The following is a 24,505-nucleotide window of genomic DNA, read 5'->3' as shown; positions in this document are numbered from 1 at the left end:
TTTATTTCTTCACCAGATCTGCAGGATTAACAGGGTTGCTTAACAGGTGGCCCAATAGTTCCCAGCGCTTTTCTGGTGCTTTGGCTGTGCCGCCGTTACGCTCAATATAGTTTTTAACCAGGTCTTGTCCGTAATTGTAATTGATAACATAGCTGCGGTATTTTTTAATAAAGCTGATAGATTTATCGGCTGTTTCGTCGTTCATTAAGCAGTATTTTTTCAGATAACTCCGGGCTTTGCTCTGGCTCATGGTATCGTTTATTAAACCACGGGCAGCCTCGTTACGGGCATAATTTAACTGGCCTTTTATAGCAAGCGCTTTAAAATAGATATCGATGCCCGCGGTATCTAAACCTGCAAGGGGCAGCAATACATTTTTAGCAAACTTCACCTTATCATCTCCCGGGAAAGCAACTTCTATCCCATAATTAGCGCTCCCTTCGGCAATTAACGATTGCGGACTAAACAACGGATAAAGCGAAATTTCTACCCATCCCCTGTCATGATACAGGTTTTTCTCCAGCAGCATATTGTACACATGATGGCCGGGGTAGCTTTCGTGGCTGCCTACATCAATGGCGCGGTCTATAAATATTTTGATATCGGTATTTATTTGCACTGTACTTTGATATTTGCCCTTGTACCAGTTATAGCCGTTCCATGGTTTATCGGTTACGTATTCCAGTGTAAAGTTTTCGCCGGTGGGTAATTTGTAGTGGGTAAGCGTACGTTTGCGGGCTTCGGCAATGGCGGCTTTCATTACCGCATCCAGCTTATCTTTAGGGATAACGAATTTATTAGCCAGTTTCTGAAACCTATCGTTAACGTTTCCTTTCCCCGGCAACAGGCTATCCAGTTTATCTATATCTGCCTTAAAAAATTCTTCGGCATAGGAAGGCGCGGCAACGCCAAATAGCTCTCTCGATTCTTCATCGAACGAACGGTATTCGCCGGCGTAGATCCTAACACGTCTGCCAAATGCTATCAGCTGGTTATACATCCAGTTTGCCCGTATTTTATTTGAATCAAGATCCGAACCATCAGCTATCAGCTTTACATCGTTCATTAAACTGTTTATGTTGGCCAACAGGCTATCCCTCGGGAAAGTTTTATCAGTAATTTCTTTAGGCTTTAGCGAGTCGGGCCCATAATAGGCATCAACAAAATCGCTATCGTATTGGCCAATGGTGAGGCCAAGCGTTACATAGTCCTGCGCAAGTTTGTTTAGTTTTTTACCCTCAACCGTATCGGCTGGTTTTTGCTTACACGACAGGGCAAACAATACAGGTATCAGTAATAATAATTTCTTCATTTGGGGCAGAATGTAAATGTGCTGCGAAGTTAAGAAATCCTTTTAAAAGGTTGGATTTCTGCCGGCGATTGTGTCAGCAGTAACAAAAACGTCCGCTACACTCGTTATGATGGGTTATTTTTTCAGAGAAAACAGTCCGTTCATTAGCTCATTGTTAAACTCGCCTACAGTTGTTGTATTTAATAATAAATGTATTTTATCCCTTATAGCCTTAAAATCATTATGCAAGGGGCAGGGGTTTACTTCAGAGCATTGTTTAAGCCCCAGGGCACAACCGTAAAACAGGCTATCGCCATCTACCGCTTCTACAATTTCGCTTAGTGGTTTGCTTAGCGATGTTGGTTCAATAAAAAAACCTCCGTTAGGGCCTTTATAAGAACTTATTAATCCTTTCCTGCTCAAATCCTGCAATATCTTAGCCAGGTACAATTCGGGCGAAACAATACCTGTTGCAATATCTTTAATGCCCACCCTGCCGCCATTTGCTGTTTTATGTGCTATATAAAACACCGCCCTAATTGCGTATTCACATGTTTTTGAAAAAATCGCCATAACTTAATGAAACAAATATAATAAATAATAGAAGATACTTTTGTCTTTTATTATTTTATCAGTTAGATTTGTTGCCGATAACAAACCGAATAATAAAACATTTGATTTTATTTAAGATAAAAAGGTATTAATATATTTATTATGACAACCGATCAAAAAAACATCATCCTGGCTACCGTCCCTATTTTAAAAGAACATGGCGTATTGCTAACTACACATTTTTATGGGCGCATGTTTAAACATAATCCCGAGCTAAAAAACATGTTTAACATGGCTAACCAGCAAACCGGGAAACAACAAACAGCATTAGCTATGGCCGTTTTAGCTTATGCCGAAAACATTTCCAACCCATCGGTATTAATGCCAGTGGTTGACCGCATAGGCCATAAGCATACCAGTATTGATATAAGGCCCGAACATTATTCAATTGTAGGCCAACACCTTATTGCATCAATTGCCGAGGTACTTGGCGAGGCCGCCACTGCCGACATACTTGATGCCTGGACAGTCGCCTACAATCAATTAGCCAAATTAATGAGCGGGTATGAAGCCCATCTGTATCAAAACCAAACCGATAAACCGAACGGATGGACCGGGTGGCGCTTATTCAAATTAGAACGTAAGGAGATTGAATCTGCAGAGATCTGCTCTTTTTATTTATACCCTGCCGATGGTGGCAAAGTGCCTTTGCATAAACCCGGGCAATACATCAGTATAAAGTTATTTTTACCCGACCTGGGAATGGCTCAAATAAGGCAGTACAGCATATCAAGCGCACCAGATGAGAACTACTACCGGATATCTGTAAAACGCGAAACCGGCGCTACTGTTGATATTAATGGCATGATAAGTAACCAACTGCATAACGATGTTAATGAGGGAGCGTTAGTAGAACTAACCGCACCCGCGGGCAGCTTTACCCTACCCGATGATTTGAATGCACCCGTAATGTTTATTAGCGGCGGCGTAGGCTTAACACCATTTATGAGCATGGTACATCATCTTAACCAGCAACAAACAAAACATGCTATTACCTGGCTGCATGGTTGCCGTAATCAAAGTGTACATGCTTTTAAGGATGACCTTGCCCAATTAGTTAATTCGAACAATAATATAGCTCAGCACATATTTTATAACACTCCTACCCCGCATGATATTGAAGAGGGCATATATGAAGGGTTCTTAGATATCAACCAGATAAGCAACCTGCCTCACCAGCCGGGAACCCGTTATTTTATATGTGGCCCTTCGGTATTTATCCAAAAACAGTTTAATGATCTTAAACAGCTTGGCATTGATACCCGGGATATATTTTTTGAAGAATTTGGCCCGCAGGTGCTTAATTTAAACTAATACAATGTGTGTTATAAAGAGCGGGGAAGATACGTTCCTTGCTCTTTTTGTTTACACCGTAGGCAGCCGCCAGTTATTGCGCACGGCCAGTATCCGGATGGTACAGATAAGCACAACAGATATAGCTTCGGCTACTTGCTGCTCCATAAACTGCAGGGAGAAGATATAACAAACACCACCTGCAATACAGGCAGTAGCGTATATTTCCTTATGGAATAGTACGGGGATATGGTTAAGCAGCATATCGCGCAGCACACCACCAAAGCAACCGGTAATAGTGCCTAACGCGATACAAACACCCGGGTTAAGGTCAGCATCAAGTCCTTTCTGAACACCTATTACCGTGAACAAGCCCAGGCCAAGGCCATCAAAAAGAAACAGGGTAACTTTAAGGTTTTTGACAAGTTTTTTAAATAAAATGGTGAGTGCGGCGGTAGTTAGGATGATCAATGGTGTGCTTACATCGCGCATCCACGATACGGGTGTGTTGCCTATAAGCACATCGCGTAAAGTACCGCCGCCTATTGCTGTAACAAACCCCAATATGAGCACGCCAAACAGGTCGAGCCTTTTCTGCATAGCCGAAAAAGCGCCCGATATGGTGAAGGCAATAGTGCCCAATATTTCAATAATGGTTGAAAAGCTTAAGTGCATACGGTTTGTAATACAAACCTAAACTTTTGTACTGATATATGCATTCGCTTTGTTTTTCACTCTTAGATGGCTATAATTGCGAATTATTATCTTTTGTATCTATCATGACTAAACAAAAAGGATTCACAACCACCCTGTTACATGCCGACCGCTTACGCAAACCGGAGTTTGGCGCCTTGCATCAACCCATACATACCGCGGTAACCTGGGGTTTTGATGATGTGCAGGACCTTGTGAATGTATTTCAGAATAAAACAAAGGGTTTTGCATACTCCAGGCAGGGCAACCCTACTACTGCAGCTTTGGAAAGCAAGATCACCATGATGGAAAATGGCCTGGCGTCGGTAAGTTTTTCTACCGGTATGGCAGCTATTATGGCTACTGTGTTCGCGCTGGTAAAAGAAGGGAGCCACATTATTGCAAGTTCGTACCTATTCGGTAATACACGCAGTATACTGCAAACTTTTACCGAGATAGGGCTTGATATTTCTTTTGTTGATGCTACATCTGTAGATAATGTTAGAGACGCATGTAAACCAAATACCTGCATGGTACTGGTAGAAACCATTGCTAACCCTGCTACCCAAATTGCCGACCTTGGGGCAATTGGAGACCTTTGCGAAGAGAAAGGGTTAATATATGTGGTGGATAATACCATGACATCGCCGTATATTTTTCAGCCGGTAACGGTTAAGGCATCGCTTGTTATAAATTCGTTAACTAAATATATTGGCGGCCACGGCAACGCGCTTGGCGGCAGTGTAACCGATACCGGTTTATATAACTGGGAAAACTACCCCGGCATTGCATCTGTATTACGCACACAAATAAAACCCGAACTTTTAGGCATTACCCAAATAAGGAAACGCGGTCTGCGCGATGGCGGCGGCACATTAGCCCCCGAAGCAGCACACAGCATATCGGTAGGTGCCGAAACACTGGCGCTTAGAATGGAGCGCTCATGCGGTAACGCCGGTGCATTAGCTGAATATCTGCAGGGACACCCGTTAGTGAGCAAAGTTTACTACCCGGGTTTAAAAGATCACCCGCAGCACGAATTATCAAAAGCCTTGTTCCGTTACCACGGTGGGTTAATGAGCTTTGCATTGAAAGATGATGTAGATGTGTTCGCTTTTTTAAACCGCCTGCAGGTTGTTATTAAAAGCAGCAATTTGGGCGATACCCGCACACTGGCCATACCTGTGGCGCAAACCATATTTTTTGAGCTTGGTGCCGAAAGACGTGCAGAAATGGGCATTCCCGAAGGTATGATCCGCATATCGGTAGGTATTGAAGACCGCGAAGACCTGCTGGAAGATTTTAAACAAGCACTGGATAGTGTTGAATACTGCCTTCTGTAATAAAACTTTTGTGAAGTAGCTCCTGATAACAAATGAGCTAAAGGTTAATGCAAATAGAGAGATAATTTTATATGGCACGCCTACCTTTGCCAAATGGCAGTGATCAGCAAGAGTGATGTGATAAAGGCTACAGGTACTGCTAACTTCCCGGGGTTGGCTTCGCTGTTGATGAGGCTGATGAAGATAGATGCCTTTAACAAAATGATGCAGCAGGCAGGCGATCTGGAAGGTGTTGCCTTTACCAAATATGTGCTCGATTATTTAGGCATCACTATTGAAATTGATGCGGATGACCTTGCTAATATCCCCCAATCAGGTGCTTTTATTGTTGTTGCAAATCATCCCTATGGTGCAATTGAGTCGCTGGCTTTACTTAATCTTTTAGTGTCCAGCCGGCCCGATACGTTGTTTATGGGCAACTTTTTATTAAAACGGGTGCCCAATCTGGCAAACTATATTATAGCCGTAAACCCTTTTGAAACAATTAAAGATGCATCCAGCATCAGCGGATTAAAAACAACACTTTGCAAGTTACGCACAGGTACACCGGTAGCAATATTTCCGGCAGGCGAAGTTTCTGCCTTTAATTTTAAAACAAAAAAAATTGCCGACAAGGAATGGCACCCGGTTGTAGGTAAAATAATTGCTAAAGCAGGCGTTCCTGTATTACCCGTATATTTTCATGGCAACAATGGTATTGGATTTAGTTTGCTGCGTTTTATTCACCCTGCCCTGCAAACGGCAATGCTGCCTGCCGCTTTGTTCAACAAAAAAGGGATGACATTGCGTGTCAGCATCGGTAAGTCTATCCACACGCCTCAACCCTACCCGCAAGGTGATTCCAACAATTTATTATCGCTTATAAGGGAAGAAACTTATGCGCTTAAACACATGGTGGCCGCTAATTAAGCTTCCCGCTTAATTTACCTTATTTATCAGCTTTAAAGCTTCATTGATATAGTGTAAGCCTTCGGTAGAGTAGCTTAATGATAAAGCAAACTTATGCCCATGCGCGTCCATTTTTAACAACGACCTTTTAAGGATATTGATCAATTTTTCGGGCTCATGCTTTGGATAAAAATCTTCGTATTGAAACTGAAGAAATACCAGGCATAATGCATTTTCCATAACCTGTACTTCGGCATCGACCTTAATTTTTTGTTTTAAAATTATCTGCCTTACCCTTTCAATTTGCTCTTCCTCGTATCCAACATCCTTTAAAATACTTGTAGCAACTTCAGCGTGATATTTAGCCAGATCTTTACGCCATTGTAAATAAGCCTCCCTTCCCTCGGGATACTGGTCGCGCGGAATTTCCCACCGACCTATATGCTGACACCGGGAAGCCAGCAACAGCTCTTCGCTTGCAGCAGGTGCCAGTTTTAATACCCATTCATGCAATTTTAACGCTAAAAAATATTCCTGCGGATAGGTTATGCCATCCCAGGTAAAAACATGCGGATCTGTTTTGTTGTAGTCGTCGAATTGCTCAATAGCGGCTTGTAATTTATCCATTGGATATAAATTTAGCATAAACTACCTATTTAAGATGCAATAATTGCTTTTCAATAGTAAAAAATCTTCCTTTTATTGATTACAACCCACTTTTAGGTAAAAAATCGCCTAAATAAAAATGGCCTTAGCGGTATGCTAAAGCCATTTTGTTCTCCCACAAGGATTCGAACCTCAATTGTCTGAACCAGAATCAGAAGTGCTACCGTTACACCATAGGAGAGTATCAATTACCTGATGCTGCAAAAATAGCAAATTTTGCAGATTATAGCTGTGAGATATCTTTAAATTAACATTGTAGTGTTTAAACCTAACAATCCTTATCACTTATATATTCCACCAATAGGTCCACTTTATTGTTAACTGCCTGTTCTTAACCATAAACGGCGACGGGATAGAGTTATCACCATAAACAATAAACAAATCTGAAGCGGGTTTATAGCGCCACTGCAGCCTGCTGTTGATGTTCATGTTGCGGGCCTGCTCGTTGTATTGCACGTAGGTGGTAAAATACAAGGTGTTGGTAAACGTAACATCGGCCCGCGGGCCAATTAACCAGAATTTATTACGGCCATACGGCTGCGGCAATTGCAGGTCATTATACGATGTATTCAGTACTAAATTTACATAGGGTTGAAAGCGGTAACCTAACTGCCCAATCAGCGTAGTTTTAGTGCCGTTGTCATAGTAACCGCCGCGGGCAACCTCAAACAGATAGGTAAAAACACTTTGCGGCTTTGAAGCATACTGTACGTCTATAGTGTTCCAATGATTCTCGAAACCTGTTGGCAGCATTGGTTTGCCGGTGTTTGTTGGGTCGAACGGGCGCAGCAGTTTCACATAATCATCTAAACCCGAAAAAGTTAAGGTGCTGCGGTTACGGAAGGTGATAAGGTAACTTAAAATGGTTTCGTTATCTGTTGGTTTAAAGCCCTCATCAAAAAAGTAGATCCCGCTCGCCTGCACTCCGTGCGATAATATTAAGCCGCTTTTAGGGAAAAAATTATGCTGTATTAGTGGGTTCAGTTTGTTGTAACCGGTGCGGGGCACATAACCGGCCTCGGCATTGTAATTTTTCCCTACATATTGCTGCTGCATAGCAAATGTCCAGTATTTGCTAAAGTATTGCAGGTTGGCGGCCTCTACAAAATCGCGGCCTTTTACACCCGGGGTAAATGATTTTAGCCCCAGCAATTTTCCCGTTAGCAAGTTGTTTGATGATGCAAGGTTAAACTCTGCTCCCACATTACGGTTATAGTCGTTAGCGGTACTGCCCGGCATGGGCGCGCTGCCTGTCCCGTCCTTATTAACAAACATGAAACCAATATTTGACCGCGAGAACACCCGCCTCTGCAGCGTAACTATCCCAAAGTTTTGCCCCGGCAAATTAGCCGAACCCGATTGGCCTGTTTGTATATCCATTACGCCTACCCGCCAGTCTTTATCTATTTTACCGGTAAGCCGTGCGCCGGCACGTATGGGTGCGTTCAACCCTATCCTGCGCGAAAAGAATGGCCGGATATCGGCATAACCAAAATTGGCGAACAGGTCGCCGTTCTCCAGGAAAAACTGTCTCTTCTCGGGGAAGAATAGTTCATACCTGTTCAGGTTTATCACCTGCTGATCTACATCTACCTGCGAAAAATCGGGGTTAACCGTCATATCCAGATTGAGGGATGAGGTGAGGCCTACCTTTACATCGCCCCCAATATCCTTACGCCAAACGGCCGATTTGTTATTCTCAAAATCTTTAGTGACACCCCCTAAAGCATAGGGTATAATAGATATGTTATGGGTAGCTACAGGCGGCGCTTCGTCCCATACAATTGTACCGGTATAAGCCAGTGAGGCTGTTGGGAATTGCCTTGGTACCGGCGCCCAGCTCGATTTTTCGGTTGTAACCAGATCATTCCTGCTAAAATTTATCCCCCACTCTTTAATGCCTTTTTTATAACGGATACTTTTGAAAGGGATAGCCGCCTCAAAAACCCATTTATCTGAATAATTTTTTACCGACGAAAACCATTTGTTATCCCAGCTCAGATCTACCTTACCACCCTCGTACATAGTACCATCCCATTGCGCCCCTGCCGCATTGGCGCCAAAGCTAAAACCATCGGTACGGGCATCAAACGGATCCATAAAAAAAATGAAGTTGTCGTTCTTTACAAAGTTAAAATCGCGCTTTAACGATTCTACCATGTAGCCTGCTGTTGGCGTGTAGCAAACCGCTGATATATAAAAATTATCGTTATCATAAGCCATGCGCACAACCGTACGCACCCTGGCAAGGCTGGTATCCATTGGCAAAACCATAAAGAAATTGCCCGCCGTATCGGCGCTTAACCAATCAGCTTCATCCAGTAAACCATCAATTTTTATAGGCAATGCCGCCCGCTTAATGTGATATTTGTAATTGACGTTCTTTTTTTGCGCGGATACGTAACTGCTGAGCATGCAGCAGCATGACAGTAGTAATATGAATTTTAATTTAAACAATTTGATATGGGTACTTAGGTTTGTGAGATAATACCTGCCGTTAATGTGTTATCGGTACACAATAATATAAATATTAAATTAAAAAACATTACAGCCATCTTGCATCAATACTTGTTTTTAAAACACGTGGCAATATTGTTACATTGCATACAACAAAACCCATCAGCATGAAGAAATATTTTTGTCTCATTTTAAAATGATCATCCTATCAGGGCAGGTAGCTTTAAATGAAAGCGGCGATTTGATTGGTAAGGGTGATATAGTTAAACAAACCGAACAGGTTTTCGCCAACATTAAACGTATTATTGAGGACGCGGGCGGCAACATGAACAATGTTGTAAAACTAACGTACTATTTAAAAGATGTTTCAAAAATACAGCAGGTGCGCGATGTAAGAGACAAATACATTAACACTAAAACACCGCCTGCAAGTACGCTTGTTGAGGTAAGTAACCTTTTTAGAGATGATATTTTAATAGAGATAGAGGCAACAGCGGTGATCGCTAAAAAGAAATAAGCCTCACCTAATCCTCTCCAAAGGAGAGGACTAGGTGAGGATCATACATTTAAGCTCCCTCTCCATTGGAGAGGGTTGGGGTGAGGCTTACCTTACCCCATAATCATATAATAGCACATGACAAATAACTTGCAACAGCTTTACGGTAATATTGATATTTACCTGTTTGACCAATTACTGAAAGGCCGCTTTAACGGATGCAAAAAAGTACTCGACGTTGGCTGTGGCGGCGGGCGTAATTTGATATATTTTCTGCAAAACGATCATGACGTTTACGGCATAGATCCAAATCCGGATGCTATTGCACAGGTAAAATCGCTTGCAAAGACATTAACACAGGATAACCGGTCAGAAAATTTCACTGTATGCAAAGCAGAGAACCTGCCTTTTAATGATGAAACATTCGACCTTGCTATTTGCAGCGCGGTATTGCATTTCGCTAATGACAGTAACCACTTTGATGCTATGCTGCGATCTATGTGGCGCGTATTAAAGCCCGGCGGCTATCTGTTTGCCCGCCTGGCATCAGACATTGGCATTGAAAACCTGGTTACTCCACTGGGTAATAGCCGCTACGCCCTGCCCGATGGCTCTGAACGTTTCCTGGTGAACGAACAAATATTAATGGAATATACCTCGGTATTAGGCGGCGAACTTTTTGAGCCGATAAAAACTACCAATGTTCAAAATTTAAGATGCATGACTACCTGGTGCGTACAAAAGGTGGCTTCGCCTAAAACGTCGCCAAAAGAGAGGACTTTTTCTTTGTAATATCTCTCGCCGTTACCCTGCGGGGATGCCTTAGATCAATGGTCTTCAAAAATGATATCCCCAAAAATATCTTTCTTATAGGTGGCGATCGTTTTTCCTGATTCATCTTCTACAACTGTATTCCCCAGGATATCTTTTTTATAGATCCTTTTTCTTCCTTTGGCATCTGTCTCTACATAATTCCCAAAAATATCCTTCTTAATGGTCGCGATAGTTGCGCCGTTTTCGTCCTTTACAAACGTATCGCCAAAGATGTCCTTCCCATAAACCCTTTTTTTTCCGTTGCCGTACTCTTCAACATCGTTTCCAAAAATGTCTTTTTTATACGTGACTATAGTCTTTCCTGATTCGTCCTTTACAACTGCATTTCCAAAAATATCCTTTCCATAAACTCTTTTTTTTCCATTGCCATATTCTTCAACATCGTTTCCAAAAATATCTTTTTTATAGGTAACTATAGTTTTTCCTGATTCATCTTCTACAACCTTATCGCCGAAGATATTTTTTTTATAGATCCTTTTTCTTCCCCCGGCATATGTTACTATATCACTTCCAAAAATATCCGTTTTAATAGTCGCGATAGTTGTTCCACGCTCATCCTTTATAATCGTATCGCCAAATATGTTCTTTTCGTAAACCCTTTTTCGCCCGTCGCCATATTCTTCCACATCATTTCCAAAAAAATCTTTAGTAAGGGTAGTGATGTATCGCCCCCTTTCATCTTCTACAATTGTATTGCCGGAAACATCCTTTTTATAAATCTTTTTAAATCCGTGTTTGTCCTCTCCAACTATATTTCCGGAGGAATCTTTCGTGTAGGTGATGTTTTGACTATGCCCTAAGAAAGTGACAAATATCAGCGAAGCGGTAAGTAACAGCTTTTTTATTTGAAGGTTCAGAATTTTCATATGCGAATGGTTTAGATTCTGCTTTCTTTGACACCTCCTTTGCTGCTATGGTTTATTGCACTTCTAAACTATTATTTCACTTAAAATGTGCTTTTTATAAAAAACAGATCAATTATTATTGCCAATTGGGTGGAAAGTAAAGTGTTATTTCTGAATAGAGCCGGGCAACTACACTTTAGGATTCCTTCAACCCTTGCAGATCACTTTCTAAACCCTTATCCCAATTGCCCGTTTTCGCGGCGGCATCATAGGTAGATTGCAAAAATTGCATTAAAACCCCTTCCGGGTCAGCTGACTGCTGAACAACTTCGTACGTTAAAAAATACTCGCCCATTTCCTTGCTGTAAAATGCTTCGGGCGGGCTTACCTGCTGTTTGCCATAATCATCGGGTGTGGGGTAACAGTAGGAATAAAACGCTGGCTGCGGAAAGGCTTCGCTGCCCGGCCAAAAACCGCATGAACTAACCTCGTGCGAGTAGGCTTCCTGCATTACTTCTATAGGTATATTTGGCGCACCGCCGGGATGCTTTGGCGCCAGCCTGCCACTGAAACGGGTAACCGCCAGATCAAACGCGCCCCAAAAGAAATGTACCGGGCTGCACTTACCTAAAAAGCCAGCCCTAAAATCTGTAAATACATTATGGATCCTAATTAGCGCCTGCCAAATGGTATGCATTGCATCGGCGTTATAAGTACAGGGCGTAGTATTTTCTTCAAAAGGTATGGCCGGATCAACTTCGTTAGGCACGGCATAAATCTCTACATCTACCCTGGCTGCCCTTAAATTATCAAGTAACTCTGTATAAAAAGCCGCTATGGTTTCGGCACCTAAAGCCGACGTGACCTTTTCGCCTGTGCTGGTGGTAATATGTAACTGATGGTTTATAAAATCAAGATCGATCTGGAAAACACCACGATTGTATGGAACGCTGCCGGTGGTTAACCCGGTTGCACTTACATACAAGGTAACCTGCCAGGAGTGATTTATCCAGGGCATTTTTTTGAGGCGCACCTTACCGATCATCTGTGTCCACATGTGTACCGTGGCAATGGTATCTTTCAGGTAATGGTAATCCAGTTTTGGCCAGTTGGAGTTGGTTGCGTTGCTCATATGTAAATATACAAGCAAATTATGAGCGATAGTGTTTTAACCTCTACTATACAAACGCACAATTTTACATTTTAGCAAGCATTTGTAATATTCCGGAGTCGCTTGGCCGGGGCGCATCCCAGCTGATCACCCGCCCGTTTTTATCAATAAGGATATACCTTGGGATGGAAACATCCCCATTTTTATAAATGGTTGCTGCGATATCCTTCATTAAACTTTTATTCACTAAAATATGGTCCCCCTCCAAATGATTAAAATTGATGAGTGTTTGCCACACCTTTTTTGCAGCTGGGCGGTCAATTGAAATATATACAGGGGTAATGTTCTTTTTTCTGAATATAGGCCATAAACTTTTGTAATGCGGAAACTCTCCGCGGCAAGGCATGCACCATGATGCCCACAAGTCGATATAAACTGCCCGCCCATTGTAATGCCGCTGCACATCGGCAAACGTTTTGTAATTGGTTGCGGTATCTAACCTGATTTTACCCGTTGGTTTATTTAGCTGCTTTTTTGAATTAACAGTATCTAAAAAATTGGTATAAGCATTGGGTGGAAATTCCTTTTTATATAAACCGTATGCTTTTTTAGAATCAAACTCACTTGTGCCAACCATTTTTGCAAATACAAGTGTACTTCCAAGCAAGTGCATCTGTATGCTATCAGGCGCTAAAGTATAAGCATAGTATGGGCCCCATTCCCGCGAAGTTTCTTTCCCTTTACTTTTAGCAAGCGTATCATAGTAATCCTTCAAAAAGCTTTGGCTGAACATGCCATGCACATTCTCTACATTATTTGGGCCTGCAAAAGCCAATAGGGCGTTTACCATAACCTGATATTTTTGTATGTCGTTCCTATCTGATATTTTGTTCTGCAGGTTCTTGATACGCTCAATTGCAAATATGGCGTGCATGGCTCTTATCTCGTTTTTTACAATCGTATAAAATTGTCTGTTTATTTTGCCTTGCTTATATAATGCGGTAAGCGGCCGGGTTTGCCTACCAACAAATTTTCCCAACTTTTCAAGGCCGATGTCCTTGCTTTCTGCAGATAAGGCAGCGAACAGTTCCGTATGACCGATACGATTGGCAAGCGGCTGGTCATTATAAACGTTATACCAATATTGACCGTCGGCATTTGCCCCTTCAAAACTTAAAACTTTATACTTATCAAACGTTTGTAATATTTTAATTTTGATATTATCGGCAGGGCCAACTACCAAAAATATCCTTTTAAAACTGGTTTTTATTTGTAAAAGTGTTGCCCTGGTTACATAAACTTCAAAGTTAAATTTGCCATTTGCAACGGTATAATAGGTAGGGTTATCAAAACTAAAATCATTGCCTATCGGCATATCTACCTCAACCAATTGCGCGGGGCCCGGTGTAATAAATTCCACACTCACCTTTGCTTTGCAAAATCCTTTATTTATGCAGCAAACCAGGCAAATCAAAAACAGCAATTTTAACTTAGGCGCATTGTAGCAAAATACCATAACTAATTTTTTAGTTATGCAATCTAACAACAATAATTGTAACGTCCAAGCGGTAATACATGTCAAAAAATTGGTCACAAAAAAAACGACAGGCTTTCACCCGTCGCAGTTTTCAGTTATTAGTCAGTCAGTTTTTGACGTCGCGGGTAGATTCGAACTACCGTCAAAGGTTTTGCAGACCCTCACCTATCCTCTCGGCCACGCGACTTTATACACAGCCTTATTTATTAGGCTGTGGTGTAGTTCTTAAGTAAGACCTTACCTCGGTAAACCCTTTAGGGAATTTTGCAGGGATATCTTCTGATTTAATTGATGGCAGTACCACTACATCTTCGCCGTCTTTCCAATCGGCCGGGGTGGCAACACTGTGGTAAGCGGTTAGCTGTAACGAATCTATCACCCTCAATATCTCCTGGAAATTTCTTCCTGTTGATGCCGGGTAGCTGATGATCAGCTTTATTTTTTTATCGGGGCCGATGACGAACAACGAGCGTACTGTTGCAGTTAACGATGCATTAGGATGGATCATATCATAAGCCAGTGAGATCTCGCGGCTTTCGTCGCCAATTATAGGGAAGTTAACTTCAACGCCCTGGGTTTCGTTAATGTCGTTTATCCAGCCTTTATGCGATTCTACATTATCTGTACTAAGGGCTATCACCTTTACATTACGTTTGTCAAACTCATCTTTTAACGATGCCGTTTTTCCCAATTCGGTAGTGCAAACGGGGGTGTAATCTGCCGGGTGCGAAAATAGCACGCCCCAGCTATCGCCAAGGTATTCGTAAAAATCAATCTCGCCTTGCGATGTTTGTGCTTTAAAGTTTGGGGCGTCGTCGCCGATTCGTAAACTCATGATTGTATATTTTAAGGTTAAATATTGTTAATAGCTATAAAGCTATGCTAATATAATTTCAAAATCTATCCGGAAAAAAATTAAGATATCAAGCGAGGTAAGAGAAATGTTTTAGAAACACTCTTTTCTTTTAAATCAGCTTATCTGTCTCCACTGTGTAGCGAAGCAGGAATTAGCACCTTACACAAGCTTATAAAGCTAATACAGGTTGCTAAGACATCATAGGGCCTTTCCCTCTGTCTTTCTGGATAAGTATATTTAAAGAACGATTATGAAACAAAAGTAGATATAAATTCTATAATTCCTATAGACTTTATATTTATTTATAATTGAAAACGATAATTAACTGTATTCATCTACAAAAATTACATTCAATTAACCTTTTTCGGTTGCAACGCGGTAGCATGGGTCTTCCAAAATATTCACGTCTATAACATCAGCGGCATTTTTTAAAAGTACTATACAATCTTTACTCAGGTGTTTTAGCTGGAGCTTTTTTCCTGCTTTGCGATACCGATCGGTTAGTTTATTCAGCGCCTCGATGCCAGACATGTCAGCTATCCGGCTATCTTTAAAATCAATAATAACTTCTTTCGGGTCGGCATCAACGTCAAACTTTTCGGTAAAAGCAGTTACTGATCCAAAAAACAGCGGGCCATATATTTCATAGTGTTTAACGCCATTATCATCTATATACTTACGGGCCCTTATGCGCTTAGCACTCTCCCAGGCAAAAACCAGGGCAGATATTATTACACCAATTAAAACAGCCAATGCCAGGTTATGCAGCAATATGGTTATAACAGCAACCACTATCCCTACAAACACATCCTGCTTAGGCATCTTGTTAAAGATTCTGAAACTGATCCATTCAAATGTTCCAAATGCCACCATGATCATTACCCCTGTTAGCGCGGCCATTGGCAGGCGGCCAATAACCGGGGCGCCAAAAAGTATGATCATTAAAATAGTTAGGGATGCAATAATACCGGATAGCCTTGCCCTTGAACCTGCCGATAAATTCACTAATGTTTGCGCTATCATGGGGCAGCCACCCATGCCAAAGAAAAAACCGTTGAGGATGTTGGCACTTCCCTGCGCAATACATTCCCGGTTGCCATTACCTTTTGTGGCGGTTATTTCATCAACCAGGTTTAACGTAAGCAAACCTTCTGTTAAACCTACCGCGGCCATAATTAAAGCATACGGAAAGATAATGTTTAGCGTGTGCAGATTAAGCGGCACCCGTGGTATATGAAACGGCGGGAAGCCCCCGCTAACCGATGCTATATCGTTTACGGTTTTAGTGTGAATGCCAAAACCCAGTACAATTGCAAATACAACAATTATGGCTACCAGCGAAGGCGGAACGGCTTTGGTTATTTTAGGGAAAAGTATAACAATAGCTATAGTTAAGGTAACCAACCCGCCCATTATTAGCAGTGGTGTACCGGTAAGCCATGTTTCGTGCCCGTTAACTACTGTTTTAAACTGCTGTAGCTGGGCTATAAAAATTATCACAGCCAGGCCATTTACAAAACCATACATTACGGGCTGTGGTACAAGGCGTATCAACTTCCCCAGTTTAAATAAACCTATTACAATTTGAATAATACCGGCCAGCGCCACCGCGGCAAAAACATATTCGATACCGCTTGTTTTCATGAGGGCAATTAACACCACAACGGTAGCACCTGCCCCACCAGATATTAAACCCGGCCTGCCACCAAATATTGATGTAACAAGCCCCATTATAAATGCAGCATATAAACCCACCAATGGCGGAAACCCGGCTAAAATGGCGAACGACAATGATTCGGGCATCATTGTCATAGCAACGGTAAGGCCGGCTAAAACTTCGGTTTTGTAATTAACTTTTTGGGTAAGATCGAATAATTTAAAGCTGGCCATCATGTATTGCAAAGCTATAAAAAATGCCCTTACACATTAAAGATACCTTATGCTACTATTTCCCATTCAGCTTTTTTATCAGTTCCACCTCTTCGGGTTTGTAAGGCGTACCATCCTTGCGGAAAATATCGTGGAACCATTCTTTTGGTTCGCCCCCATCAGGCATCGGGTTGTCCCAGGCATAAATAGTATTGGTTTTACCCATTACAAAGCCCCAGTTTAGGGCGCCCACATTTTCTTTTTTTAGCATTGGCATTATGTTGCCAAATTTGCTGCCGCGTGTACGGGCCATATACTCGGTACATATTAAAGGCCTGCCATGGGTTTTAAGCATTTGAATAGTTTTCAGGTGCGAAGCCTCTTCTGTATAATCGTGATAGGTAACGATATCCGAGTTAAGTGCCTGGTAGGTATTCAGCTTTTCAAAGGTCCAATCCCACAGGCCTACAGAGATGGGCTGATCGGGGTTTACCGCGCGTGCCCATGCAAATACTTTAGTTAGCAAACCCATAGATGCTTCCTTTTTGTTGGAGTTGCCCGGTTCGTTGTATAAGTCCCACAGTAAAATGCGCTTATCGTGTTTAAAGGTGGTCATTACATCGGTTACATAAGCTTGCAGCATGGCAATTTCGCCTGCATTGTTTAGCCTGTTGCCCGGGTCTTGCAGCCATCCCGAATTATGTACGCCTTGTTTGGGTGCGGGTTGCAAGCCAACTTTGGCATCCGCGTTCCAGCAATCGTCAAAAAACACAAACATGGTTTGTATGTGGTGCTTATTGGCAATAGTTAAATATTGATCTACACGTTTTTTGAAGCCCGCTTTATCCTGTTTCCAGGCAAGGCTGTAAAGAAAAACGCGCATGGTGTTAAATCCTATACTTTCGGCATAGCCCAGTTCACGGTCAATGGTTGCAGGGTCAAAGGTATGGGCTTGCCACATTTCCAGTTGGTTTATAGCGTTGCTTGGTATAAAATCAGCGCCGCTCATCCACTTGTGCTGTTTATACCATGCATTTGCCTTAGCAACCGGCCATACCTTACCAGCAGGTGGCTTTTGCGCGAACGCGCTTATTGATAACAGCATTAAAACTGCTGCAAGAAATTTAGATAAATGGTTTTTCATGGCCTGTAATTGGTAGAGGTAAATATAGCTATTGAGGTGAAAATTCAACCCATTGATTTGTTAAATACGTGAAGTATGATCCTGCTTTGCTCCTTCCAATATATAATAGAGATAAAAATAAGCTCCCAGACACCTATAAATAAGCCCTGCCACCAAAGCAATAATATTTCTTTGATACACCATATTATTTTCGATAAATATTATACTATTTTTACCCGCCCATATTTCATAACCCTGCGGCATAGTATCCGTATAAGTTAATTACGTTGATTAATATTTTAATATTCAGCGTTATAGGCTTTTATTAAAATGGAGGTTTTTAAAAACACCATTATATCAAATACCTATAAAATATTTAGGCCGGTTTATAGTTTGTAACAACGCAGGGTTGTAATTAATAGCTGTTTGCCTTTTTGGCACACATTTTATTACCATGTGGGTGATTAAAAAGATAGTGATTAAAGTACAAGATGAGTTTTTCTGAAGATCATAAGTTTTCTGGCGAAAGCATAGCTCATTTTGCGCGTATAATTGATAGTATTCATTTAGGCATTTGGGAGTATAATACCGATACCAAACATGTTAAATGGTCATCGGGGTTTTATACTGCCTTAGGTTACGTTCCCGGCGAAATTGAATGCTCCTACAATTATTTTTTTGAACATCTTTTATATTATCACGATAAACCTACTTTTTTAAAGGCCACTTATCATCCAAGGCATGGGGAGTCGCCGGTTGCACACATCAGGTTGCTTACCAAACAAAACGGTTATCAATGGTTTGAAAGCACTACTCAAAAGCATGATTCTAAAGATGGCCCGGTAATATATGGTGTGCTTACCAACATTAATACCCTTAAAATAAACGAGATAAAGGCCGCCGAAAATGAGTTTAGGTGCGCAGAGATTGGCCGTATAGCAAAAATTGGAAGCTGGGAAATTGAAACAGCTACCATGAACCTGGTTTTTACTAAAGAGGTTTATGACATTTTTGAGCTAAACAACCACGTAAAAATGACTATTGAAGAAGCTATTAGCTTTTTTGAGCCACAATACCGCCCGGTAATGAGTCACGCAATTGAACAAGCTATAAAATTTTGTAAACCCTACGAGCTTGAAGTTTTATTTAGAACAGCCCGGAACAATGTAATATGGGTTAGGGCCAAAGGTGTACCTGTACTTGATGATCTTGGCAGATGTACTATTATCAGGGGCGTTTTCCAGGATATTGACAGCATTAAAAAGAAAGGCATTACCCTGCAATCGTCTATTAACTTGCTTGACGATCAGAACAAGCGCCTGCAAAACTTTGCCTATATTGTTTCGCATAACCTGCGATCGCATGCCGGGAACCTGAAATTCATGGTGAATTTGTTTGAGGAATCTAACCAGAATGACGACCGCACAGAGGTATTCTCGCACATTAAAACCATTAGTGAAAGCCTTAGCTCTACCGTGGGGCATTTAGATGAGATAGTTAAAATACAATCGGAAATTAGCAAGGAAAGAAAGGTTATTGATTTTGACACCATTTTTAATAATGTGGCATCGGCCCTGCGCACAAATATTGTTGCAGCAGGGGCTAAAATACATACCGATTTTTCCGACTGCCCGCAAATTGATTATATACCGGCGTACATGGAAAGTATTTTCCAGAACCTGCTTACCAATGCTTTAAAATACAAACACCCCGATCGTGAACCCGTTATTAACTGCTCTACCCAAAAAGCAGGCAACGAAGTTTACTTACTGTTTGAAGATAACGGTGTTGGAATTGATATGCCCCGCTATGGCGACCAGCTTTTTGGTATGTATAAAACCTTTCACCGCAACTCCGATTCAAAAGGTATAGGCCTTTTTATTACCCGTAACCAGGTTGAAGCACTGGGCGGATCTATACAAGTAGATAGCACTGTAAATGTTGGTACCAAATTTACAGTAAGGCTGGTATAAACACCCAAATTAATGAACACCGAAAACAAAATTGTGACTGCAGGAATTGTTGATGATGATGATATTTTTACTTACGGTTTCAAAAAATCAGCAGCAATAAAAAACTTATTTAACAAAGTGCTGAGCTTTGGCGATGGCAGAGAGGCGATTGATTATTTAAAAGACCCGCGTAATAGTAACCAATTACCGGATGTTTTGTTTGTAGATATTAATATGCCGGTTATGAATGGCTGGGAATTTATTGATGCCTTTGCAGAAATTAAACTAAAGTTGGGCAAAAACATTCCTATTTATATCATTAGTTCGTCAATTGATCTGGAGGATATTAAGCGCGGAAAAAACAACACGCTTATTGTTGATTACCTCTTAAAACCCATTGATAAAATTTATCTGAAAGATATTTTTGACTCGTTGCAGAACCAAACCAGTCCAAGAAAATCTAACTTACTTTAATACTCATTAAAAAACACCGGCTGATAAATCATCGCCGGTGTTTTTTAATATACGAAGTGAGCTATAATTACTGAATATAACTTTCTAATATTTTAAAGCCCGATGTGGTTTTCAGTTCAACCTTATCAATAGTTTTTGGCAACAGTATGCATTCGCCCATTTTAACAGGGTAAGCCAGGCTGTTATGCTTAATGGTAAATTCGCCTTCAATACAAACGTATATTACAAACGAATCTAAGTTTGAATAATCCTTCTCCACTTCATGGGTATAATCAAGCACATTGGTTGTAAAGTACGGGCATGTCACCAAATGAACATCCTCATTCTTTTGTGGGGTATATAGCGTTTTATATTCCGGATAGTGTTTGTAATCGATAGCGGCAAGGGCTTCTTCTGTATGCAGTTCGCGTTTGTTGCCTTTATCATCAACACGGTCAAAATCGTAAATACGATAGGTGATATCAGATGTTTGCTGAATCTCGGCAATTAGCAAACCTTTACCAATAGTGTGCACACGGCCTGCGGGTAAAAAGAAAACATCCCCGGCTTTTACATCTTCCTTGTTCAGGATATCCATTATATGGCCGCTGTTTAAAGCATCTACATATTCTTTTTCGGTCATTTCGCGGTTAAACCCAGCGATAAGGGACGAACCCGGATCGGCCTCTATTACGTACCACATTTCGGTTTTACCAAACGAGTTATGGCGTTTTTTAGCCAGTTCGTCATTAGGGTGCACCTGTACGCTCAGGTCATCATTAGCATCAATAAATTTTACCAGTAAAGGGAAAATGTTACCAAAATGCTGGTACACCTTCTCGCCTACCAGTTCGCCCTGAAATTTCTCCAGCAGGTCGGCCAGCGATTGTCCTTTTAATTCGCCGCTATCTACTACCGATACGTCAGACTTAACGCCCGAGATCTCCCAGGTTTCGCCGCAATTTGGCAGGTCACCAATATTTTTGTGCAAATAGGTTTCAATTTTATGGCCGCCCCATATTTTATCTTTAAATATGGTTTTAAATTTTAATGGATATAATGATGACATGGTAGTGTATACTTTGTTTGAGGGGCTAAGTTAGGTATTTTGTATAACCCTGAAACAAGGTTTTTCTAAAAAGTACAACTACTATGGCCATTATTGCTGTAATACATAGTAAGATTGCCTACAACTTTAAAGGGGGGTAAGTAAAGGAGACGACAAGTTACATTTGTGTTAAATATTAAACTAAAGTTTTAATTACACTTAACTTTTAATAGTTTAGTACACCTAAATTTATACTTGTGGATGAAAACCTGAACCCCGAAACCGATAACAAACCAGAAATTCCTGTATGCCCAAATTGCAATAGCACAGATATCTTGCATGGTTACCCTATGCCGCTATGCCATGATTGCCGGGCTAAGCTTATTAATTACCCTATCCCGTTATGGGTAAAATTATTTGGTGCTGGTATCTGCATAGTTTTGATAATTTCACTTATCTGGCTCCCTAAAAACTTAACTGCTGCCATCTCATTATCGCGTGCAGAAAAAGCTGAAAAAAATCTTGATTTTGTTACCAGCCAGCGCGAATTAGAAAAAGCACTTAAAATTGTCCCTACTTCGGTAGATATTTTAGAGCATTTAATGATAGCCAGTTATTATAACAATGACTTATTGACGTTAAATGACGCATCTATCAAACTGCAAAATAAACCAATTGAAGATACCGCCATATACAACAAGCTCAGCTATATAATTGACGAAACTAAGCTATACGCGCCTTCAGACACGTTCGCAAAAACGTTTCAACAATATAAAGACGGTATTGTACCAGATGCAGCGCTGAGTGATTATGTAAGCAAAAACCCATCAGACATATTTGCTATGTATTCGCTGGCTTCATCTTATGATGATAAAAAACAATATAAGGCGGCCGACTCCTTGTTATCAAAAGTATTAACAATTGATAATGAATTTATCCCGGCTATAAACTTCAAAACAAAGATTAAACGGGCAATAGATCAGCCAGATTCATCCATATTTTACTGTAACCGCATCCTTGCCTTAAACCGGCAATCTGTTTATGGTATTTCTGCCAAAGCCCGTACACTGTTAAAGATTGGCAAAAAACAGGAGGGCTTAAATTTAGCTAAGCAAGGTTATCAGTTAGATAAAAATATGACTTATAACCTGGCAACTTTGGCAATAGCCTACCATTTAAATAACGATTTAAAAGCACGTGATGCTATTATAAAAACCACTGATAAAGACACTACAACTGCTTATTATATGAATTTTGCAAAAGATTTCATATCAAATAAGGCTACACTCTAAACCTAAACCAATGTTTATACCCGGAATTTTAATAACTATAGCCACCTTTCCCGGTGTTATAGTACACGAACTTGCCCACCAGCTTTTTTGCAGATGGTTTAAGATACCAGTTCTTAAAGTTGTTTATTTTCAGGCATCAAACCCTGCGGGCTATGTACTGCACGAGATAGTTCCAAACAAGTGGCATTCTATGCTTATAAGCGTAGGCCCATTTATTGTTAATTCGCTTTTGGGTATGCTGATAGCCTTTCCGGCGGCATTACCTGTATTTAAATTTGATAACGCCAATATTGGCGATTACCTGCTGATATACTTAGGTGTATCAATTGCTATGCACGCTTTCCCCAGCACCGGCGATGCCAATAATATATGGAAAGATGTTAAAGACCCCGAAACCCCTTTTTGGGCAAAAATAATTGGCTATCCTGTTGTAGGGCTAATCTATATTGGGTCAATTGGTAGCTTCTTCTGGCTCGATCTGGCCTATGGCGTAGCTTTAGCGGTTGGCTTGCCTAATTTACTCATTGCCTTAATGGCATAAAAAAAGCCCATCCTTAACAGATGGGCTTTTCTATTATCATCGGATAAAATTATTTACCCAATTTTGCTTTTAAGTTTTCGTTAATAGCTTCCAAAAACTCCTCGGTGTACAGATAATCGGTACCGTGTTCAACTTTTGGTTTTATGGTGATGGCCAAATCTTTGGTCATTTTACCGCTTTCAACAGTTTCTATACAAACTTGTTCTAAAGCTTTGCAGAAATCAACCAGTTCCTGGTTACCATCCAATATACCGCGGAACTCTAAACCCCGTGTCCACGCGAAGATAGACGCGATAGGGTTAGTTGATGTTGGGCGGCCTGCCTGGTGCTCGCGGTAGTGACGGGTCACTGTACCGTGCGCTGCTTCGGCTTCCATAACGGTGCCATCCGGGGTAACCAAAGTAGAGGTCATTAAACCTAACGAGCCAAAACCCTGTGCTACGGTGTCAGACTGTACGTCGCCATCGTAGTTTTTACAAGCCCAAACAAAGTTACCGTTCCATTTAAGGGCCGATGCAACCATGTCATCAATTAAGCGATGCTCGTAAGTGATACCTGCTTCAGTAAATTTAGCTTTGTACTCTGCCTGGTAGATCTCTTCAAAAAGATCTTTAAAACGGCCATCATACTTTTTAAGGATGGTGTTTTTGGTTGACAGGTATAAAGGCCAGCCTTTCATCAGCGCCTGGTTAAAACAAGCATGTGCAAAACCGCGGATAGATTCGTCGGTATTATACATGGCTAAAGCAACGCCGTCGCCTTTAAAATTATATACTTCAAATGATTGCTCGGCACCGCCATCCTCTGGGGTGAAGGTAACTGTTAACTTGCCTTTGCCTTTAGTAACAAAATCTGTAGCGCGGTACTGATCGCCAAAAGCATGGCGGCCAATGCAGATAGGGGCTGTCCAGTTTGGTACCAGGCGCGGTACGTTTGCCATAACAATTGGCTCGCGGAAAACCGTACCATCTAATATATTACGGATGGTGCCATTTGGCGACCTCCACATTTGTTTTAATCCAAATTCTTCTACACGCTGCTCATCGGGGGTGATGGTAGCGCATTTAATACCTACACCATATTTTAATATAGCGTTGGCAGCATCAATCGTAACCTGGTCATCGGTTTCATCACGATACTCGATACCTAAGTCATAATATTTTATATCCAGGTCAAGATAAGGGGTGATCAGTTTATCTTTTATAAACTTCCAGATGATGCGGGTCATTTCATCACCATCCAGCTCAACTACCGGGTTTTCTACTTTAATTTTTGACATACCTGATTTTATTGTTTTTTATTTAA

The 24,505-nt window shown here is 41.2% G+C and carries 22 protein-coding genes, 2 tRNA genes and 1 riboswitch; of the genes, 9 read left to right on the top strand and 15 right to left on the bottom strand.

The genetic code is table 11. The features are described 5' to 3' along the window. Position 1 precedes the first annotated feature (1 nt). Complete coding sequence (locus JWQ85_RS13300; RefSeq protein ID WP_299468719.1) at positions 2-1,312, bottom strand: hypothetical protein; 1,311 nt, start codon at positions 1,310-1,312, stop codon at positions 2-4. A gap of 114 nt (positions 1,313-1,426) precedes the next feature. Further along, on the bottom strand, positions 1,427-1,864 hold the full coding sequence (locus tag JWQ85_RS13295; protein WP_299468717.1) for an Rrf2 family transcriptional regulator: 438 nt from the start codon (positions 1,862-1,864) through the stop codon (positions 1,427-1,429). 141 nt (positions 1,865-2,005) lie between these two features. Here JWQ85_RS13295 and hmpA point away from each other — a divergent pair, with 141 nt between their 5' ends. Continuing rightward, complete coding sequence (gene hmpA / locus JWQ85_RS13290; RefSeq protein WP_299468715.1) at positions 2,006-3,217, top strand: NO-inducible flavohemoprotein; 1,212 nt, start codon at positions 2,006-2,008, stop codon at positions 3,215-3,217. 51 nt (positions 3,218-3,268) lie between these two features. On the opposite strand, the gene JWQ85_RS13285 is transcribed toward hmpA, so the two are convergent. After that, positions 3,269-3,871: a trimeric intracellular cation channel family protein gene (locus JWQ85_RS13285; RefSeq protein WP_299468713.1), complete on the bottom strand. Its 603-nt coding sequence runs from the start codon at positions 3,869-3,871 to the stop codon at positions 3,269-3,271. Positions 3,872-3,975: 104 nt separating this feature from the next. Here JWQ85_RS13285 and JWQ85_RS13280 point away from each other — a divergent pair, with 104 nt between their 5' ends. Next, positions 3,976-5,232 (top strand): cystathionine gamma-synthase family protein, encoded by a 1,257-nt coding sequence (locus JWQ85_RS13280; protein ID WP_299468711.1) that lies wholly within the window; start codon positions 3,976-3,978, stop codon positions 5,230-5,232. 93 nt (positions 5,233-5,325) lie between these two features. Next, the gene (locus tag JWQ85_RS13275) at positions 5,326-6,141 is read left to right on the top strand and encodes a lysophospholipid acyltransferase family protein (RefSeq protein WP_299468709.1); all 816 of its coding nucleotides are present in this window, start codon (positions 5,326-5,328) and stop codon (positions 6,139-6,141) included. 9 nt (positions 6,142-6,150) lie between these two features. Here the strand turns inward: JWQ85_RS13275 and JWQ85_RS13270 are convergent, their stop codons facing one another. The 3 genes from JWQ85_RS13270 to JWQ85_RS13260 form a co-directional block, all read right to left on the bottom strand. Next, on the bottom strand, positions 6,151-6,747 hold the full coding sequence (locus JWQ85_RS13270) for a DUF4202 domain-containing protein (protein ID WP_299468707.1): 597 nt from the start codon (positions 6,745-6,747) through the stop codon (positions 6,151-6,153). Between the two features lie 149 nt (positions 6,748-6,896). Continuing rightward, a tRNA-Gln gene (locus JWQ85_RS13265) sits at positions 6,897-6,967 on the bottom strand. A 104-nt stretch (positions 6,968-7,071) separates the two neighbouring features. Further along, positions 7,072-9,201 carry a DUF5916 domain-containing protein gene (locus tag JWQ85_RS13260; protein ID WP_299468705.1) on the bottom strand — a complete coding sequence of 710 codons (2,130 nt, stop codon included), beginning with the start codon at positions 9,199-9,201 and terminating at the stop codon, positions 7,072-7,074. Positions 9,202-9,439: 238 nt separating this feature from the next. On the opposite strand from JWQ85_RS13260, the gene JWQ85_RS13255 reads away from it, so the two are divergent. Both JWQ85_RS13255 and JWQ85_RS13250 read left to right on the top strand, forming a co-directional pair. Beyond that, positions 9,440-9,760, top strand: a complete 321-nt coding sequence (locus JWQ85_RS13255; protein ID WP_299468703.1) for a RidA family protein — start codon at positions 9,440-9,442, stop codon at positions 9,758-9,760. A 117-nt stretch (positions 9,761-9,877) separates the two neighbouring features. Further along, entirely contained in the window at positions 9,878-10,531 is a 654-nt protein-coding gene (locus JWQ85_RS13250) for a class I SAM-dependent methyltransferase (RefSeq protein ID WP_299468701.1), read from the top strand. 35 nt (positions 10,532-10,566) lie between these two features. Here JWQ85_RS13250 and JWQ85_RS13245 read toward each other — a convergent pair whose 3' ends face one another. The 7 genes from JWQ85_RS13245 to JWQ85_RS13215 form a co-directional block, all read right to left on the bottom strand. Continuing rightward, positions 10,567-11,439, bottom strand: a complete 873-nt coding sequence (locus JWQ85_RS13245) for a hypothetical protein (RefSeq protein WP_299468699.1) — start codon at positions 11,437-11,439, stop codon at positions 10,567-10,569. Between the two features lie 175 nt (positions 11,440-11,614). Then, positions 11,615-12,550 carry a DUF5996 family protein gene (locus JWQ85_RS13240; RefSeq protein ID WP_299468697.1) on the bottom strand — a complete coding sequence of 312 codons (936 nt, stop codon included), beginning with the start codon at positions 12,548-12,550 and terminating at the stop codon, positions 11,615-11,617. A gap of 64 nt (positions 12,551-12,614) precedes the next feature. Beyond that, positions 12,615-13,949 (bottom strand): TlpA disulfide reductase family protein, encoded by a 1,335-nt coding sequence (locus JWQ85_RS13235; RefSeq protein ID WP_299468695.1) that lies wholly within the window; start codon positions 13,947-13,949, stop codon positions 12,615-12,617. Between the two features lie 233 nt (positions 13,950-14,182). Beyond that, positions 14,183-14,253 (bottom strand) — tRNA-Cys (locus tag JWQ85_RS13230). Between the two features lie 12 nt (positions 14,254-14,265). Then, entirely contained in the window at positions 14,266-14,901 is a 636-nt protein-coding gene (locus JWQ85_RS13225) for a peroxiredoxin (RefSeq protein ID WP_299468693.1), read from the bottom strand. A 137-nt stretch (positions 14,902-15,038) separates the two neighbouring features. Then, positions 15,039-15,156: riboswitch (SAM riboswitch) on the bottom strand. A 120-nt stretch (positions 15,157-15,276) separates the two neighbouring features. Beyond that, positions 15,277-16,815: a SulP family inorganic anion transporter gene (locus JWQ85_RS13220; protein WP_299468691.1), complete on the bottom strand. Its 1,539-nt coding sequence runs from the start codon at positions 16,813-16,815 to the stop codon at positions 15,277-15,279. A gap of 52 nt (positions 16,816-16,867) precedes the next feature. Further along, positions 16,868-17,935, bottom strand: a complete 1,068-nt coding sequence (locus JWQ85_RS13215) for a glycoside hydrolase family 2 TIM barrel-domain containing protein (protein ID WP_299468689.1) — start codon at positions 17,933-17,935, stop codon at positions 16,868-16,870. A gap of 470 nt (positions 17,936-18,405) precedes the next feature. On the opposite strand from JWQ85_RS13215, the gene JWQ85_RS13210 reads away from it, so the two are divergent. Together JWQ85_RS13210 and JWQ85_RS13205 are read left to right on the top strand one after the other, a co-directional pair. Next, positions 18,406-19,887, top strand: coding sequence for an ATP-binding protein (locus JWQ85_RS13210; protein WP_299468687.1), 1,482 nt, complete (start codon positions 18,406-18,408; stop codon positions 19,885-19,887). A 12-nt stretch (positions 19,888-19,899) separates the two neighbouring features. Next, positions 19,900-20,340 carry a response regulator gene (locus JWQ85_RS13205; protein WP_299468685.1) on the top strand — a complete coding sequence of 147 codons (441 nt, stop codon included), beginning with the start codon at positions 19,900-19,902 and terminating at the stop codon, positions 20,338-20,340. A gap of 67 nt (positions 20,341-20,407) precedes the next feature. Here the strand turns inward: JWQ85_RS13205 and JWQ85_RS13200 are convergent, their stop codons facing one another. Beyond that, the gene (locus JWQ85_RS13200; protein WP_299468683.1) at positions 20,408-21,388 is read right to left on the bottom strand and encodes a type I phosphomannose isomerase catalytic subunit; all 981 of its coding nucleotides are present in this window, start codon (positions 21,386-21,388) and stop codon (positions 20,408-20,410) included. Between the two features lie 236 nt (positions 21,389-21,624). Here JWQ85_RS13200 and JWQ85_RS13195 point away from each other — a divergent pair, with 236 nt between their 5' ends. Continuing rightward, positions 21,625-22,659, top strand: coding sequence for a hypothetical protein (locus JWQ85_RS13195; protein ID WP_299468681.1), 1,035 nt, complete (start codon positions 21,625-21,627; stop codon positions 22,657-22,659). Between the two features lie 10 nt (positions 22,660-22,669). Then, positions 22,670-23,200 carry a DUF3267 domain-containing protein gene (locus JWQ85_RS13190; protein WP_299468679.1) on the top strand — a complete coding sequence of 177 codons (531 nt, stop codon included), beginning with the start codon at positions 22,670-22,672 and terminating at the stop codon, positions 23,198-23,200. 49 nt (positions 23,201-23,249) lie between these two features. Here the strand turns inward: JWQ85_RS13190 and JWQ85_RS13185 are convergent, their stop codons facing one another. Then, complete coding sequence (locus JWQ85_RS13185; protein WP_299468677.1) at positions 23,250-24,479, bottom strand: NADP-dependent isocitrate dehydrogenase; 1,230 nt, start codon at positions 24,477-24,479, stop codon at positions 23,250-23,252. Positions 24,480-24,505: the final 26 nt, after the last annotated feature.

Origin of the sequence: Mucilaginibacter sp., from assembly GCF_028288105.1 — a bacterium.
Taxonomy (GTDB): Bacteria; Bacteroidota; Bacteroidia; order Sphingobacteriales; family Sphingobacteriaceae; genus Mucilaginibacter.
This window is presented reverse-complemented; position numbering and strand designations above follow the sequence as displayed.